Origin of the sequence: Acinetobacter sp. YH01004, assembly GCF_013420455.1 — a bacterium.
GTDB classification, from domain to species: Bacteria; Pseudomonadota; Gammaproteobacteria; order Pseudomonadales; family Moraxellaceae; genus Acinetobacter; species Acinetobacter towneri.
In genome coordinates this window covers 1-15,253 of sequence record NZ_VOXZ01000017.1, presented here as the reverse complement: position 1 = coordinate 15,253, position 15,253 = coordinate 1, and the positions used below count along the sequence as shown (strand labels likewise).

Here is a 15,253-nt window from a genome sequence, read left to right as displayed (position 1 = left end):
GCAAAATTTTTAAAAAATTTATGCAATACAAGGGTATGATGTGCTCAATTTAGCTTTTGAGTGCTTACTTTATGTCCAATTGGTTTCCCAAATGGCGCCCTTATGAAGGCAGCATTGATGCACGTCCTGTAGGTACCAATGAGTATCTACCGCCTGCACAAACCGTTGTATTGGGGATACAACACGCGTTTGCCATGTTTGGTGCTACTGTACTTGCACCTTTCTTAATGGGCTTTGATCCGAACCTTGCCATTTTAATGTCAGGGATTTGTACCATCCTGTTCTTTTTCATGACAGGTGGGCGCGTTCCAAGTTATTTAGGCTCAAGCTTTGCCTTTATTGGGGTGGTGATTGCTGCAACAGGCTATGCAGGCGCAGCAGGCGGTTTAAATGCCAATATTGGGGTCGCGGCAGGCGGGATTATTGCCTGCGGTATTTTATATGCCCTGATTGGCTTTTTGGTGATGGCTACTGGCACCCGCTGGATTGAAAAATTAATGCCACCTGTGGTAACAGGTGCGGTGGTGATGATCATTGGTTTAAACCTTGCTCCTGTCACGGTCAAAGCGGTTGCAGGCAATCCATTTAATATGTGGATGGCCTTGGTGACTGTGCTATGTATGGGCATGATTGCCGTATTTACCAAAGGTTTACTGCAACGCCTCTTGCTCCTGATTGGCTTGCTCATATCGTATCTGATCTATTTTGTAGTCACCAATGTCATGGGTTGGGGGACGCCAATTAACTTCGCACCGATTCAGCAAGCCGCTTGGTTTGGCGTACCAGACTTTCATGCGCCTGTATTTGATGTGAATGCCATGCTGATTATTGCCCCAATTGCCTTCATTTTGGTGGCAGAGAACTTGGGACACATTAAAGCAGTAGGTGCCATGACTGGTGAAAACCTCGATCCACACATTGGTAAAGCCTTTGTAGCCGATGGTGTTGCCACAACCCTTGCAGGTGGTGTCGGTGCACCGGGTATGACTACCTATGGTGAAAACATTGGGGTGATGGCTGTTACCCGCGTGTATTCCACGATTATTTTTGTGGTGGCGGGGGTCTTTGCTATTTTCCTTGGCTTATCACCAAAATTTGGGGCAATTATCCATACCATTCCTACCGCCATTTTAACGGGCGCTTCGATTGTGGTATTTGGTTTGATTACCATTGCTGGCGCGAAAATCTGGATTGAAAACAAAGTCGATTTTTCTAAAAACAAAAATCTGATGGTGGCTGCCGTGACCATTATTTTAGGAACGGGTGACTTTGCGTTGCAATTGGGCAGCTTTAACTTGGGCGGGATTGGGACAGCAACTTTTGCAGCCTTGTTCCTGAACTGGTTCTTTAGTTTGCGTGATCCCTCTTAATCAGAACTTGCGGTCATTTGCTTGAACCTAAGTAAATGCCGAAACAATGCAAAAAGACCGAACAACAGTGATTGTTCGGTCTTTTTTTACCTCAAACGGTCTGTCTAGAATGAACCGTTTTTAAGAGATAATGCTTTTACTTGGCTTATTTCTGTTTTTTAAGCTCTTGCTTAAGTTGCTTCAATTTGCCTTTATGTTTTGAAATCTTTTTCAAACGTGCTTTGATTTGTTGCTTCAAAGATTTAACTTGCTTAGCCATGGTATTACTCCTTAGTAAGGCTATTCGTTGCCATTGTGTTGTTTCACAAAACTACGAATAAATTTTCTTAATTCACGAGCAGCACTAGTATCAAGTTCTTCACATAAACGAATAAATTCATCACGTTCAGTACTATTAATACGAATTAAAAGTTGTCCATCTTTCTTGCCTGTCTTTATTTTTTTGATTTGCTCGTTCATTGCTGATCTCTCCAAAATAAAGACTGCTTTGCAAAAGATGTATATACAATATATATACTTTTTAAAATAAAGCAAACTTACAATATTAAAAAATGTAATAAAATCATATTCTTTTTTTTACCAATTCTTTTTAAAAACCCAGCAAAGCCAAGACAGGCAAGGCTTTGCGCTTAAAACCACCTGCAGAAAAAATAAGCAAATTATTTTTAAAAATTATGCTTTGAATACCAAGATGGCATATAAATACGCGGTTTTACCGCAAAAACGCAAAGTTTGGGCTGCGTTTGAAGCATCGCCCAAACTTAGGGATAGATCTGCTTAGAGATAGGCTAATTAAGGACGAAATTCTTTTAATTCACGCTGAATAAAATGCTGAATCATATCGTGATACAAACGCTCGACCATGTCAGGATCGACTGCATGTTGCACAGCCAAAGTACGGACTTTTTCAATCACTTCTTTCACGCGCTGCGGTGACTGTACATCTTCCACAGTCTGTTTATGGCGCATGGCCTGATCGACATAAAACTGACGCGATGCAATCAGTTCAATTAAAGCCACATCAATTTGGTCTATTTTGTCACGTGCTTGTTGTAATGAGTTTACTTTTTCATTGTTCATGGGCTTGGGCTACACTTTCAGTTTCGGTTTCGTTTTCACTCTTATACTTTTCTTCTAACACATTACTGAAAATACTTTCAATCATCCACACCCGATATAAGCTGTTAAACACGTAGCTTTGCCCATCTATGCGCAATTCCAACACAGGAAAATCGGGCTGAGATTTCATTTCACACAGCATATCGTTTTCTTTGAGCAACTCGGTCACATCGGCTGTGGTCAGTTGATCTAACTCCAGTTCACGCTGCATACGCTCAAAATGCGCTTTAAAGGATAAATCCTGTCCCCTCGTCCATACCGCCTGCAAAATGCGATACATGGCATCCACACGCTGTTCTTCAGGCGCACTGTAATACAGTTGTGCCATTTGATAAGTCGCCTGCTCAGTCGGGCGGCAAAACGGCGTAAACGCAACATCAGTACGTTTAGATAATCGCGTCGCCAAACTCCAGTCAAACCAGTCGCGTCCATGATAAGACAAGGGATACACATTCAAATGGATATTGTAATAGGCAGCTAATTCTTCTTTGATATACGCCAATAACAACCAAGAAATCGGGTCTTCCAGTGCAATATACAAATCCAGTTCAGGGTCGAGTGCCTGAATTTCATTGAGTTCTTCGGCATCACTAATTAAATGTTCTCGCCATTCAATGTGATTGATCAAGAAAATAGGATTATCGGTGAGTAATTTTTGTTGTTTTAAACGGCGGGTTAGACGCAATAAATCATCTACGGCATGATATTTACGTCCACCAAATTCAAAATAACTGGCCAATACAGGTGCATCATTAAAGATTCGTTCAGGAAAATCCTGAATTTGATGATGACGGCTGGCCATAGCATATAAGGTGCGTAATTTACCCGACTGCTTTTGCCACAGCATATGGAACACATCTTCGAGTAAATACAAGAAATCCTGACCACGTAACGGGGTATGCCGCAAAATGGTTTCTGCCTGTATTAAGGCCTCTGCAGTCGGTGGCTCAGGGGTATCGTGAAAACTAAACCGATGTTGTTTGGCAAGAATTTGTGCATCTTGAATACAGTAATTTTGCCATTCTGCAGCCGACATTTGATTCGGTGCATCGCCACTTTGCCGCGAAATCACCACGGTTAAAGGTTTTAATTCATCGGCCAGAATATCTTCTAATTGCGGCAATTGCTGTACCGCCAAATAGCTATATACATCATCTAGACGCAAATGCACACTCAGTCCGTGTTCCGTGGGCAACACCGCTTGCCGAGATGGTTTTTGATAAAACCAACTCGATCTGATCGGATCGAACCAACGGCGTAACAGTGACATGAGATCAGCCTCTAAAAAGAAAATCCTTGTGGTTTGGGGACAAGCCACATGCAAATCATGTGCGCTCGTCCTTCAATAGTACACAAGGATTTATATCAATTCATATAAAAATGATCAATTAGACCTCTAAATTCAGATCAGTCACTGCACCTTTTTCTGCGCCCGATGCCAATTTAGCAAATTTCGCCAATGCACCATGGGTATAGTTTGGCTTTGGTTTGACCCATGCCGCTTTACGTGCTGCCATTTCCTCTTCCGACACATGCCAAGTCATTTCACGGGTTTCGGCATTAATCGAAATTTTATCGCCATTTTTCACCAGACCAATTGGCCCGCCTTCATACGCTTCTGGGGTCACATGCCCAATCACAAAACCGTGACTGCCACCCGAAAAACGTCCATCGGTAATTAACGCGACTGAATTACCCAAACCTTTGCCAATAATTGCAGAAGTTGGTTTCAGCATTTCTGGCATACCCGGGCCACCTTTAGGGCCTTCACCACGAATCACCACCACTTCACCTTCTTGCACTTCACCATCTAAAATGCCGCGCATCGCGCCAATTTCACCTTCAAAAACGCGCGCAGGGCCTTCAAAATACAAGCCTTCTTTGCCTGTAATTTTTGCCACTGCGCCCGTAGGCGATAAGTTGCCTTTTAAAACCACCAAGTGCGAATCTTTTTTGATTGGTGCATCAAACGGTAAAATAATTTGCTGACCTTCAGGATAATCAGCAACATCGGCCAAGTTTTCTGCCAAAGTTTTACCTGTAACCGTTAAGCAAGAACCATCGAGCATGCCTGCATCTAACATACGTTTCATCAGTGGTTGAATTCCGCCAATGGCAATCAGCTCCGACATTAAATACTTGCCCGATGGACGTACATCGGCCACCACTGGAGTTTCCTGACCAATACGCACGAAATCATCTAGTGTCAGTTCAACCCCTGCAGAATGTGCCATGGCAATTAAATGCAGTACACCATTGGTCGATCCACCCAAAGCAATCAGCACTTTAATGGCATTTTCAAAGGCAGATTTGGTCATAATGTCACGTGGTTTAATATCCAGACGTAACAGATTCATGACTGCTTCGCCTGCACGTTGGCAGTCATCCATTTTATCTTGAGAAACAGCTTCTTGTGCCGAAGACCCTGGTAAACTCATGCCCAATGCTTCAATGGCCGATGCCATAGAGTTCGCGGTGTACATGCCACCACAAGAGCCTGCACCTGGCAAAGCCACTTCTTCAATTTGTTTGACCTGAATTTCGTTAATTTCACCTTTGGCATGCTGACCCACGGCTTCAAACACCGAAATAATATCGGTATGTCCTGCACCCGGTTTAATCGTGCCGCCATAAACAAACAAGCCCGGACGATTTAAACGCGCCAGTCCCATAATGCAGCCTGGCATGTTTTTATCGCAGCCACCAATTGCAATCACACCATCATAGGCCTGACAACCCACCACGGCTTCAATTGAGTCGGCAATGATTTCACGTGAAACTAGTGAATATTTCATGCCTTCGGTGCCGTTTGAAATACCGTCTGAAATGGTGATGGTATTGAAAATAATGCCTTTACCACCCGCTTGATTCACGCCTGTTTCCGCTTCACGCGCCAAGCCATCAATATGCATATTACATGGTGTGACATTGGCCCAAGTCGATGCAATGCCAATAAATGGACGAGTAAAATCTTCATCCTTAAAACCCACCGCACGCATCATGGAGCGTGCAGGTGCATTTTCAATGCCTTCATAGACTTCGGCTGAATGTTCGCGGATATTCTGTTTACTCATGGCTGATTCCTTAGCAAGATGGGTGAAATGACGTGCTCATCATGACGATTTATTTTATTTTTCATTGTATCGAAAGCGGGCAGGATGTAAACGAAAATGCCTGTCTAATTTCATTGCTCAAATTTGCTGCACTACTAACATTGCTCAATGCAGGCTCATAAAAAAAGCACCCCAATTTTGGAGTGCTTTTTTGTAGCAGCTTAAATTGCCAAGTACTGCTTAGATTTCACGTACCGCACCTTTTGCCGCACTGGTGGTATGCATGGCATAAGCTTTCAACGCTTTAGAAATTTTACGTGGACGTTCTTCTGCAGGATGCCAGCCTTTAGCTTCTTGCGCTTCACGACGTGCCGCCATAGTTGCGTCATCTACCGCCAAGTGAATGCTGCGGTTTGGAATATCAATTTCGATACGGTCACCATCTTCAACCAGACCAATCGCACCACCTTCAGCCGCTTCTGGAGAAACGTGACCAATTGAAAGACCTGAAGAACCGCCCGAGAAACGACCATCGGTCAGTAAGGCACATTCTTTGCCTAAACCTTTCGATTTCAAATAGCTGGTTGGATAGAGCATTTCTTGCATACCTGGGCCACCACGTGGGCCTTCGTAGCGAATCACCACCACATCACCCGCTGTAATTTTACCGCCCAAAATCGCGTCTACTGCAGCATCCTGACTTTCAAAAACACGTGCTGTGCCGTTGAATTTCAAAATAGAATCATCCACCCCTGCAGTTTTTACAATACAGCCATCTAAAGCAATATTGCCGTAAAGTACCGCCAAACCACCATCTTTAGAGAAAGCGTGTTCTGCATTACGAATCACACCATTGTCACGGTCACCATCTAAACGTGAATAGTAACGGTCTTGTGAGAATGCTGTTTGGGTGGGTACGCCGCCCGGTGCAGAACGGAAGAACTGGTAAACGTCTTCATTTTCGGTACGGATGATGTCCCATTTATCCAAAGCATCTTTTAAAGTCGCTTCGTGAACTGTGCCTACTGAAGTGTCCAATAAACCTGCGCGATCCAGCTCGCCTAAAATAGACATAATGCCACCCGCACGGTGTACATCTTCCATGTGAACATCTTGTTTTGCAGGCGCTACTTTACATAGTACAGGCACTTTACGTGATAAACGGTCAATGTCATCCATGGTGAAATCCACACCTGCCTCATTGGCAGCCGCCAACAAGTGCAGTACGGTGTTGGTTGAACCGCCCATGGCAATGTCCAACGTCATAGCATTTTCATAAGATGCTTTGGTTGCAATTGAACGTGGCAATACGCTGTAATCGTCTTGTTCATAATGGCGTTTGGCCAATTCCACAATCAACTGACCTGCTTTATCAAACAGTTTTTTACGGTTGGCGTGAGTTGCTACAATTGAACCGTTGCCTGGTAAAGATAAACCTAGAGCTTCTGTTAAGCAGTTCATTGAGTTTGCAGTGAACATCCCTGAGCATGAACCACAAGTTGGACATGCAGAACGCTCATATTCAGCAACTTCTTCATCCGTATAGTTGTCATCTGCCGCCACAATCATCGCGTCAATCAAGTCAATCGCGTGTTCATTGCCACGAATTTTGACTTTACCTGCTTCCATTGGGCCGCCAGACACAAACACCACTGGAATGTTCAGACGCATAGCAGCCATCAGCATCCCTGGTGTGATTTTGTCACAGTTGGATATACACACCATTGCATCGGCGCAGTGTGCGCTGACCATGTATTCTACCGAGTCGGCAATCAAGTCACGCGATGGCAATGAATACAACATGCCGTCATGACCCATGGCAATCCCGTCATCTACAGCAATGGTGTTAAATTCTTTGGCAACACCACCTGCCGCCTGAATTTGCTCTGCCACCATTTGACCGAGGTCTTTTAAATGCACATGGCCAGGTACAAATTGGGTAAATGAGTTGACCACCGCAATAATCGGCTTACCGAAATCTTCGTCTTTCATACCCGTTGCACGCCATAAGCCGCGTGCACCCGCCATATTTCTTCCGTGTGTCGATGTTTTTGAACGATAGTCAGGCATTATAAAGTTCCAACTTGGTTGTGCTGAAATGAATCTGAAATTCATTCTGGCGAAATAATACTGTTTGCAAGATCTGTATCACTGCAAAATAGTTTAAGAGTCTTTCTATTTTACTACAGCTTGAGGTAGTAAGGCTGCTGCTTTACCAACTTTATGATGGATAAAAAGTGACGAGAACCCACAGCACCTTGTTGATCATACTGAATGCAATACAAAACTTTCATGAATAATTTTTAAATTTTGCATTACTAATTTTTATCATAATAATTTATAGCACAGCGACAAGGTGGATTTGTTACAACCCGTTCCGACCTTTGAGCCGCAATTTGTTATAATTGCCGCGTCATCTAAAACTATGGGTTGATTTCCATTGAAAATCGTTTTTGCAGGTACGCCTGAATTTGCTGCAAGCGCTTTGGCAGCACTCCTGAACACCGAACATGAGATTGTCGCGGTTTACACCCAGCCTGACCGTAAAGCAGGACGCGGACAAAAACTCACAGCATCTGCGGTGAAGCAATTGGCACTACAACACGATCTTCCTGTCTATCAACCTTTACATTTTAAATCATCTACTGAAGAAGGTCTGGCGGCTCAACAAGAATTGGCTGCATTGAATGCCGATGTGATGGTGGTTGCTGCCTATGGTTTAATTTTGCCGCAAGTGGTTTTAGATACTCCAAAATATGGCTGCTTGAATATTCACGGTTCTTTACTACCACGTTGGCGTGGTGCAGCGCCGATTCAGCGTGCTATTGCCACAGGTGATACCGAAACAGGCATTACCATTATGAAAATGGCTGCAGGCTTAGATACAGGCGATATGATGTATAAAACCCTATGCCCAATTACTGCCACAGACACCTCTGCCACTTTACATGACAAACTGGCACAGCAAGGTGCTGAAGCGATTGTTGAAGTATTGGCTTCAGAGCAAAAATTGCAAGACTATTTGGCTGCGCGTGAAGTGCAAGATGAAGCCTTGACGGTCTACGCACACAAACTGACGAAAGCCGAAGCGCAAATTAACTGGTCACAAACTGCAGCCGAAATTGACCGTAATATCCGTGCCTTTAATCCGTGGCCTGTGGCGTTTATCCCTTTAGATGACACTCAAAACTTGCGCGTTTGGGGTTCAGCATTATCGGATGAATCTGCACAAGGCAAAGCTGCAGGCACAATTTTAAAACTGGACAAACAAGGCGTACACGTCGCTTGTGGCGATCAACAAGCGGTATGCTTAAGCTCGTTGCAATGGCCAGGCGCTAAACCGCTGAATCCTGTGCAAATCATTCAAACTCAAAAACTTCAAACAGGACAAGTTCTCGCATGAGCCATTCTGAATCAGGCAACTCACATTTGAACTTGCGTGCCCAAGTCATCCGTACGCTATTGGCTGTACAACAAGGGCAATCATTGGCGAGCGTTTTACCTGCACATTTAAGTAAAGTCGCAGAACGTGACCGCGCCTTGTTTCATGAACTGGTTTTGGGCACTTTGCGTCAATGGTATGCCCTAAAAAGCATTACTTTGCCGCTGTTGGTGAAACCACTCAACAATGAAACTGTTGAAACCTGTTTATATGTCGGCTTATATCAAGTGCTTTGTACTCGTGTAGCCAGTCATGCCGCAATTTCTGAAACCGTAACTGCAGCCAAACAATTGGGCTATCAAGCACTCAGCGGTGTGGTGAATGCAATTCTGCGTCGTGTTTCACGTGAAACATCGGAATTTCAAAAGGCTTTGGCGCAGGCACATGGTTTGCCAAGTTGGTTGTATAAACGTCTGAAAAAAGATTGGCCTGAACAACAAGAACAACTGACGCAAACTTTAAAGCAAACCGCGCCTCTGACTTTAAGAGTCAATACACGCCAAATCAGCCGCGATGACTATTTAGAAATTTTGCAGGAACAAGAGATTGCTGCAGAAGCTTGCACCGTGTCTGAAGTCGGTATTGTGATGCTGCAAAATGTGCACATTCCAGACTTGCCTGGTTTTGATGAAGGCGTATTTTCCGTACAGGACGAACATGCCCAACTGTGTGCAACGCTCTTGCCAAATTTAGATGGCAAAGTGGTAGTCGATGCCTGCGCAGCACCCGGTGGTAAAACAGCGCATCTGCTTGAAAAATTTCAGCCTAAAAAATTGATTGCCTTAGATCAGGATGCCAAACGTCTGTTACGTGTCAGCGAAAATCTAGAACGTCTGCAACTGAATCAAGAAGCGCAAGTTGAAATTTTGGCTGCCGATGCAACCACATGGAATGCCAGTGAAGCAGTAGACTGTATTGTATTGGATGCACCGTGTTCTGCAATTGGAGTCTTGCGTCGTCATCCAGATATTCGTTTGCTGCGTCAATCTAGCGATATTCAGCAGACGGTGGTATTACAGCAACAGATTTTGCAGCAGATGTGGCAACAGCTCAAAGTTGGTGGCACCTTGCTTTACATTACCTGCTCGGTTTTAAAAGCCGAAAATGAACAGCAAATGCAGCAATTCTTTTCCGAACATCAAAATGCCAAAGAAGTCAAAATTGAGGCAGATTGGGGCATTCCACAACTGTATGGGCGCCAATTATTGCCGCAACAAGGACGCGGGGATGGTTTTTATTATTGTCGTATTGAAAAAACCGCCTAAGCTATTTCTGTTTTAACGATTCTTCTCATTTAATAGCCTTTCCCAAAAAATAACCCTTGAATCAATCAAGGGTTAATTTAGGGTCTGTTGACACTTCGTCTATGTTTGCGACGACGCATATTTTTTAGCTGATATAAGGCATGGGACAGGAAATTTAGTCATTCTAAATGACTGGCACATAACGCAATAGCAGCAAAAAATATGCTTGTCCTTCGCTGCGCCTTGCGCTGCAAACAAAGCAGTGCTTGTTTTTGCTCAGGCTGTGCAATGCCTTACAACATTGCACTCGTTCAGTAAAATGCTTAGTCTTCAAGTTCATCTGGGTTTTTGATCAGGTGAATCATCGCCAAAACCAAACCACCCCAAAGTACCACTGTTGAAATAATCAACATCACCAATGCAGATGTATTCATCTTATTTCTCCGCTGCGTCGTGATCTTTTAAGCGGCTAAGCAATACCGCGCCAATAATAAAGAGCACCACGGTACCACCACCCACGGTGAGTAAAATGTGTAATGGATAACCACCATAGCCTTCTGCAAAAATAGATTTCAGGGTTAAGCCTAAAGCCACGAGCAATGAAAGCGGAGTCACGATGGTTAATAGGAAATTCCAGCCCCAACCCAATTTAATGCTTGAGTATTGGTTAACGTGTTGCTGCAATTCTTTGAGCAATGGACGACGGAACCAAGTCACCAAAATGATCGACAATAAACCACCACCAACAATACCAATGTTGTTGGCAAAGTAGTCAATGATGTCGACAAAAGTAATCGCGCTGTGGGTAGAGAATAAAATGGTTGAAACAATAGCTGAACCACCCGCAATAATGGTTACTGCACGCTTACGCGACCAACCCAGCTTGTCTTGGAACGCAGCAATGGGTACTTGCAGAATACTCACCATTGAGGTCACCCCTGCAACCGTCAATGAGGCGAAGAATAAGAAACCAAATAAATCGCCACCTGCACCCAAGCTTGAAATGATTTTCGGGAATGCAATAAAAGCTAAACCAATACCGCCCGAAACCACTTCATCTACCGATGAACCTGCGCTGTACGCCATGAAACCAAGCGCAGCAAAAATACCAATACCCGCTAAAATTTCAAAAGATGAGTTTGCAAGTGCAACCACCAAGCCTGAACCAGTCAAGTTGGTTTTACGTTTTAGGTAAGATGAGTAGGTCAACATAATCCCGAAACCCACTGAAAGTGAGAAGAAGATATGACCAAAGGCAGCTAACCATACTTTATAGTTCGCCATCGCTTCCCAGTTAGGCGTAAAGAAAGCATTTAAGCCATCGACTGCACCCGGTAAACGTAAAGCTTGAACCACGAGAATAGAGAACAAAATCAGCAAAAGTGGTATAAAAATTTTATTTGACAGCTCAACCCCTTTTTTCACCCCACCATATAAAATGAACATCACCACCGTCCATACGATGACTAAGCCAATAAATAAGGTTGGTACAAAACCAAAGGCTAAACCTTCACCATTTTGTAAGTAGCTTGTGAAAAAGAATTTTTCAGTGTCTGTTCCCCATTGCTGACCAATGGAATAGAACATATAACTGCCTGCCCAAGACAATACGCTGGCATAATAAATACCAATCAGCAAAGTCACCATCACCTGCCACCAGCCCAATGCTTCACTGTTCATGAGCTTTTTATAAGCGGTTGGTGGTGCTTTACGGTATTTATGCCCAACTGCATAGTCCAAAAACAGCAATGGCAAACCTGCGGCAAAGATCGCAATTAAATAAGGGATTAAAAATGCGCCGCCGCCATTTTCATAGGCAACATAAGGGAAACGCCAAATATTGCCCAACCCGACCGCAGAACCAATGGCTGCGATAATAAAGCCTGATCGCGCGGACCAACTCTCACGAGAATCTGTCATAGAACACCTAAACTTCAGGCTATTTTTTGCTGCTTGTTTTTTAATTCTGACCTTTTATATAAATAACTTACTTTTTCATTAGCTTAAATTTACTTTATATAACGGTACTTTAGCGCACGCAAAAAATATCCTGCAAAAAATGAAAATCTGGGTGTTTGCTTTAGAGTCACACCTTTTGAGCATCAAATTCTAAAGGTCAAACAGCGAAATATTCGGAAAATCTTGCTTAAAGTCTTTGCCCAATATTGCGCTTTTGTATGGCTTAACAATACTCATTTTTGAACAATTTTTCTGTAAATTCTGCTTAGAAAGATGCTTTTTGTATGCATTTTTTTAATCAAACGTTCAAATTCCACTCCATTTTGACTTGATTTTTTAGTTATAAATCGTATAACTATTTGGAATGAAATTTTGATGCTATTTGAGTTATTTTAATTTTCATCTATTTTAGCAGCGCTGTAGCCTATTATTCACCGAACTACAGCACTGTAATCAATCATCTCAAAATTCAGAGTTAACTCATCCTTTCTCTTTATTTATAACGATGCATCATTAGATCAGATACTTAACGCTTAATTACCAATAAACGCTCTTCCTGCATATCCCGAATAGCAGATTGAATCCCTTCACGCCCTAAACCCGAATCTTTCACTCCACCATAAGGCATATTGTCCACACGGAACGATGGAATATCATTAATAATCACCCCACCAACTTGTAACTGATCCCATGCATACAGCATTTTTTCCAAGCTTTGTGTATAAATACCCGCCTGTAAACCAAAACGGCTTTGGTTAATACGTGTAATTCCTTGTTCAAAAGATGAATATTTTTCCAAAATGGCAACAGGGCCAAAAACTTCATCTTTATAAACCTCCAAGTTTGGATCGACCTGTTCCAATAAAGTCGGCTCAAACATCACACCTTTCAGCTCGCCACCTGCCAATATTTTTGCGCCTTTTTTCACTGCTTTATCAATCCACTTTTTCAAGCGCTGCGCTTCAGCTTCCTTAATCATTGGCCCGACCAAAGTGCTGTCTAAATCAGGATCTGCCGCTTTAATTTTCTTGAGCTGGCTCACAAGTTTCTTTTTCAGTTCGGCATATACGTCAGCATGCACCAAAATACGTTGCACACTAATACACACCTGCCCAGCATGATTATACGCACCACCAATTAAGCGATGAATCAATGCATCATTCAATTCAGTATCGGGTTCAATCATCACTGCTGCATTGCCGCCCAACTCTAGCGTTACTTTTTTGCGTCCTGCGCGGGCTTTCATATCCCAACCCACCACATCTGAACCGGTAAAACTGAGCAGTTTAAAGCGGTCATCTGTCACTAAAACATCAGCTTGTTCACGCTCACAAGGCAATACCGAAAACGCACCTTTAGGTAAATCTGTTTCTGCCAACACTTCTGCAATTTTCAATGCTGAAATAGGCGTGGCACTGGCAGGTTTTAATACAAAAGGACAACCTGCGGCAATCGCAGGTGCAATTTTATGTGCAGTTAAATTCAACGGAAAATTAAAAGGACTAATCAAAGACACGGTACCAATGGGTACATGCTTAACCATCCCTTGATAATTCGCAGCAGCAGCCGTCACTGCCAACGGCAAAATACGCCCTTCATCTAGTTGTGACACCGCATCTGCCGCAATTTGGAAGGTATTAATTAAACGCTCGACTTCTGCCATCGCAGCCAAACGTGGTTTTCCACCTTCGGCAATTAAAATTTCGACCAATTCTTCACGCATGTTTTGAAAACGCTGCACACAATGCAACAGAATTTTTTGTTTTTGAAAGGGCTGTAACTTTGCCATTTCGGCTTCTGCTTTTACGGCTGCACGAATGGCTTTTTCAATACTTTTCGCATCGGCAAGTGCGACACGCGCATATAAATTTTGAGAATATTTATGCTGAACGGCTAACCATTGCCCTGTTTCTACGGCTTTATTGGCAAGATAGAGCGGATAATCGACAGGTGGATGGACATTTTGCATACTGAAATCCTCTATTTTTGGCGCGAATTAAGCTATATTTTTACAAGAATTTTGATTCTAGAAAATGTATGATGCGCTAAGTTGGACAATATTTCACATGATTTTTTGTCACGAGAACATACAACACCACACCATTCATCCCAAATGATGACAAAATACTAGAGTTTATATGCTTACATTACAACGTTTTGCTTTAGCATGCAGTTTAATTAGTTGTTCAGCGGTGCATGCCGATATCATTGGTGTAAAAGCCAGCCTAGATTACTGGAAATACAGTGCAGACTGGACTCAAACGCAACTCTCACCTGAGCTTGATGATGATTATGCCCTACCTTTTAGCGTTTCAGTCGAGCATCCTGTGCCATTTTTGCCCAATGCAAAAATTAAACACACCAATTTACAGGCCGAAAGTGAACAAAGTGTTGCAGGTGTAAAAACCCATCAGCTCGATTTAGACTATTCAGATTTCATTTTATATTATGAAATTTTAGATAATATTGTTGCAGCAGATGTTGGGATTGGCGCTAAACTCATTAAGGGTGATTTAAAATCTAATCTGTTCCAAACTCAGGAAGTCAGTGAAACTTTGCCAATGCTGTATGCTGAAGCTGCAGTAAAGTTACCATTTACAGGATTAAGTGCTAAAGCTGAAGCCAATTACGCTAAAAATAGTGACAATGAAGTGCGTGATGCTCAAGCAGAAATTAAGTATAACTTTATTGATGCGATTCTGGTGGATGTCGGTTTAAAAGCGGGTTATCGCATCTTAGACATTAAACTGAATCAAGATTCCAACCAAGAAACTCAATTAGAGTTTAAAGGTCCATATTTAGGCTTAGAAGCACATTTCTAAGTATTTGATATTCATATAAGTTTAAAACCCTTAAATTATATTTAAGGGTTTTTTATTCTTCTTAACATTTTATTTTATCCATAAAAAAACACCCCCAACGCTAGTTGAGGGTGTTTAGAATAATGAGCTGGCGATGACTTACTCTCACATGGGTAACCCCACACTACCATCAGCGCGAAGAGGTTTCACTTCTGAGTTCGGGAAGGGATCAGGTGGTTCACTCTTGCTATGGTCGCCAGCACAA

12 protein-coding genes and 1 rRNA gene are annotated in these 15,253 nt (G+C 42.8%); 4 read left to right on the top strand and 9 right to left on the bottom strand.

Annotation, left to right across the window (positions count from 1 at the left end):
• Positions 1–71 precede the first annotated feature (71 nt).
• Positions 72–1,370, top strand: a complete 1,299-nt coding sequence (locus FTT71_RS11205; RefSeq protein ID WP_004970352.1) for a solute carrier family 23 protein — start codon at positions 72–74, stop codon at positions 1,368–1,370.
• A 279-nt stretch (positions 1,371–1,649) separates the two neighbouring features.
• Here the strand turns inward: FTT71_RS11205 and FTT71_RS11200 are convergent, their stop codons facing one another.
• From FTT71_RS11200 to ilvD (FTT71_RS11180), 5 genes are all read right to left on the bottom strand, one after another.
• Entirely contained in the window at positions 1,650–1,829 is a 180-nt protein-coding gene (locus tag FTT71_RS11200) for a hypothetical protein (RefSeq protein WP_004970356.1), read from the bottom strand.
• 333 nt (positions 1,830–2,162) lie between these two features.
• Positions 2,163–2,450, bottom strand: a complete 288-nt coding sequence (locus tag FTT71_RS11195; protein WP_004970358.1) for a chorismate mutase — start codon at positions 2,448–2,450, stop codon at positions 2,163–2,165.
• Complete coding sequence (locus tag FTT71_RS11190; RefSeq protein ID WP_180160953.1) at positions 2,440–3,759, bottom strand: hypothetical protein; 1,320 nt, start codon at positions 3,757–3,759, stop codon at positions 2,440–2,442. Before FTT71_RS11190 ends, FTT71_RS11195 begins: the two co-directional genes overlap by 11 nt.
• A gap of 118 nt (positions 3,760–3,877) precedes the next feature.
• The gene (ilvD, locus tag FTT71_RS11185) at positions 3,878–5,563 is read right to left on the bottom strand and encodes a dihydroxy-acid dehydratase (RefSeq protein ID WP_004970362.1); all 1,686 of its coding nucleotides are present in this window, start codon (positions 5,561–5,563) and stop codon (positions 3,878–3,880) included.
• A gap of 219 nt (positions 5,564–5,782) precedes the next feature.
• Positions 5,783–7,612 (bottom strand): dihydroxy-acid dehydratase, encoded by a 1,830-nt coding sequence (ilvD, locus tag FTT71_RS11180; protein ID WP_019837334.1) that lies wholly within the window; start codon positions 7,610–7,612, stop codon positions 5,783–5,785.
• A gap of 370 nt (positions 7,613–7,982) precedes the next feature.
• Here ilvD (FTT71_RS11180) and fmt point away from each other — a divergent pair, with 370 nt between their 5' ends.
• Positions 7,983–8,945, top strand: a complete 963-nt coding sequence (fmt, locus tag FTT71_RS11175) for a methionyl-tRNA formyltransferase (protein ID WP_179994460.1) — start codon at positions 7,983–7,985, stop codon at positions 8,943–8,945.
• Positions 8,942–10,249: a 16S rRNA (cytosine(967)-C(5))-methyltransferase RsmB gene (gene rsmB / locus FTT71_RS11170; protein WP_180160952.1), complete on the top strand. Its 1,308-nt coding sequence runs from the start codon at positions 8,942–8,944 to the stop codon at positions 10,247–10,249. Before fmt ends, rsmB begins: the two co-directional genes overlap by 4 nt.
• 302 nt (positions 10,250–10,551) lie before the next feature.
• On the opposite strand, the gene FTT71_RS11165 is transcribed toward rsmB, so the two are convergent.
• From FTT71_RS11165 to FTT71_RS11155, 3 genes are all read right to left on the bottom strand, one after another.
• Positions 10,552–10,662: a methionine/alanine import family NSS transporter small subunit gene (locus FTT71_RS11165; protein ID WP_004970370.1), complete on the bottom strand. Its 111-nt coding sequence runs from the start codon at positions 10,660–10,662 to the stop codon at positions 10,552–10,554.
• A gap of 1 nt (position 10,663) precedes the next feature.
• Positions 10,664–12,148 (bottom strand): sodium-dependent transporter, encoded by a 1,485-nt coding sequence (locus tag FTT71_RS11160; RefSeq protein ID WP_104852799.1) that lies wholly within the window; start codon positions 12,146–12,148, stop codon positions 10,664–10,666.
• A 565-nt stretch (positions 12,149–12,713) separates the two neighbouring features.
• Entirely contained in the window at positions 12,714–14,156 is a 1,443-nt protein-coding gene (locus FTT71_RS11155) for an aldehyde dehydrogenase family protein (protein ID WP_131262040.1), read from the bottom strand.
• A 169-nt stretch (positions 14,157–14,325) separates the two neighbouring features.
• Here FTT71_RS11155 and FTT71_RS11150 point away from each other — a divergent pair, with 169 nt between their 5' ends.
• Positions 14,326–15,009 (top strand): TIGR04219 family outer membrane beta-barrel protein, encoded by a 684-nt coding sequence (locus FTT71_RS11150; RefSeq protein ID WP_167845627.1) that lies wholly within the window; start codon positions 14,326–14,328, stop codon positions 15,007–15,009.
• Between the two features lie 125 nt (positions 15,010–15,134).
• On the opposite strand, the gene rrf is transcribed toward FTT71_RS11150, so the two are convergent.
• Positions 15,135–15,249: ribosomal RNA gene (gene rrf / locus FTT71_RS11145) — 5S ribosomal RNA — on the bottom strand.
• Between the last annotated feature and the right edge of the window lie 4 nt (positions 15,250–15,253).

Excerpts from the sequence above, each read along its gene's own strand:
- ilvD (WP_019837334.1), bottom strand. The coding sequence starts at position 7,612 with ATGCCTGACTATCGTTCAAAAACATCGACACACGGAAGAAATATGGCG.
- ilvD (WP_004970362.1), bottom strand. The coding sequence starts at position 5,563 with ATGAGTAAACAGAATATCCGCGAACATTCAGCCGAAGTCTATGAAGGC.
- FTT71_RS11190 (WP_180160953.1), bottom strand. The coding sequence starts at position 3,759 with ATGTCACTGTTACGCCGTTGGTTCGATCCGATCAGATCGAGTTGGTTT.
- FTT71_RS11165 (WP_004970370.1), bottom strand. The coding sequence starts at position 10,662 with ATGAATACATCTGCATTGGTGATGTTGATTATTTCAACAGTGGTACTT.
- FTT71_RS11160 (WP_104852799.1), bottom strand. The coding sequence starts at position 12,148 with ATGACAGATTCTCGTGAGAGTTGGTCCGCGCGATCAGGCTTTATTATC.
- FTT71_RS11195 (WP_004970358.1), bottom strand. The coding sequence starts at position 2,450 with ATGAACAATGAAAAAGTAAACTCATTACAACAAGCACGTGACAAAATA.
- FTT71_RS11200 (WP_004970356.1), bottom strand. The coding sequence starts at position 1,829 with ATGAACGAGCAAATCAAAAAAATAAAGACAGGCAAGAAAGATGGACAA.
- FTT71_RS11205 (WP_004970352.1), top strand. The coding sequence starts at position 72 with ATGTCCAATTGGTTTCCCAAATGGCGCCCTTATGAAGGCAGCATTGAT.
- rsmB (WP_180160952.1), top strand. The coding sequence starts at position 8,942 with ATGAGCCATTCTGAATCAGGCAACTCACATTTGAACTTGCGTGCCCAA.
- FTT71_RS11150 (WP_167845627.1), top strand. The coding sequence starts at position 14,326 with ATGCTTACATTACAACGTTTTGCTTTAGCATGCAGTTTAATTAGTTGT.
- FTT71_RS11155 (WP_131262040.1), bottom strand. The coding sequence starts at position 14,156 with ATGCAAAATGTCCATCCACCTGTCGATTATCCGCTCTATCTTGCCAAT.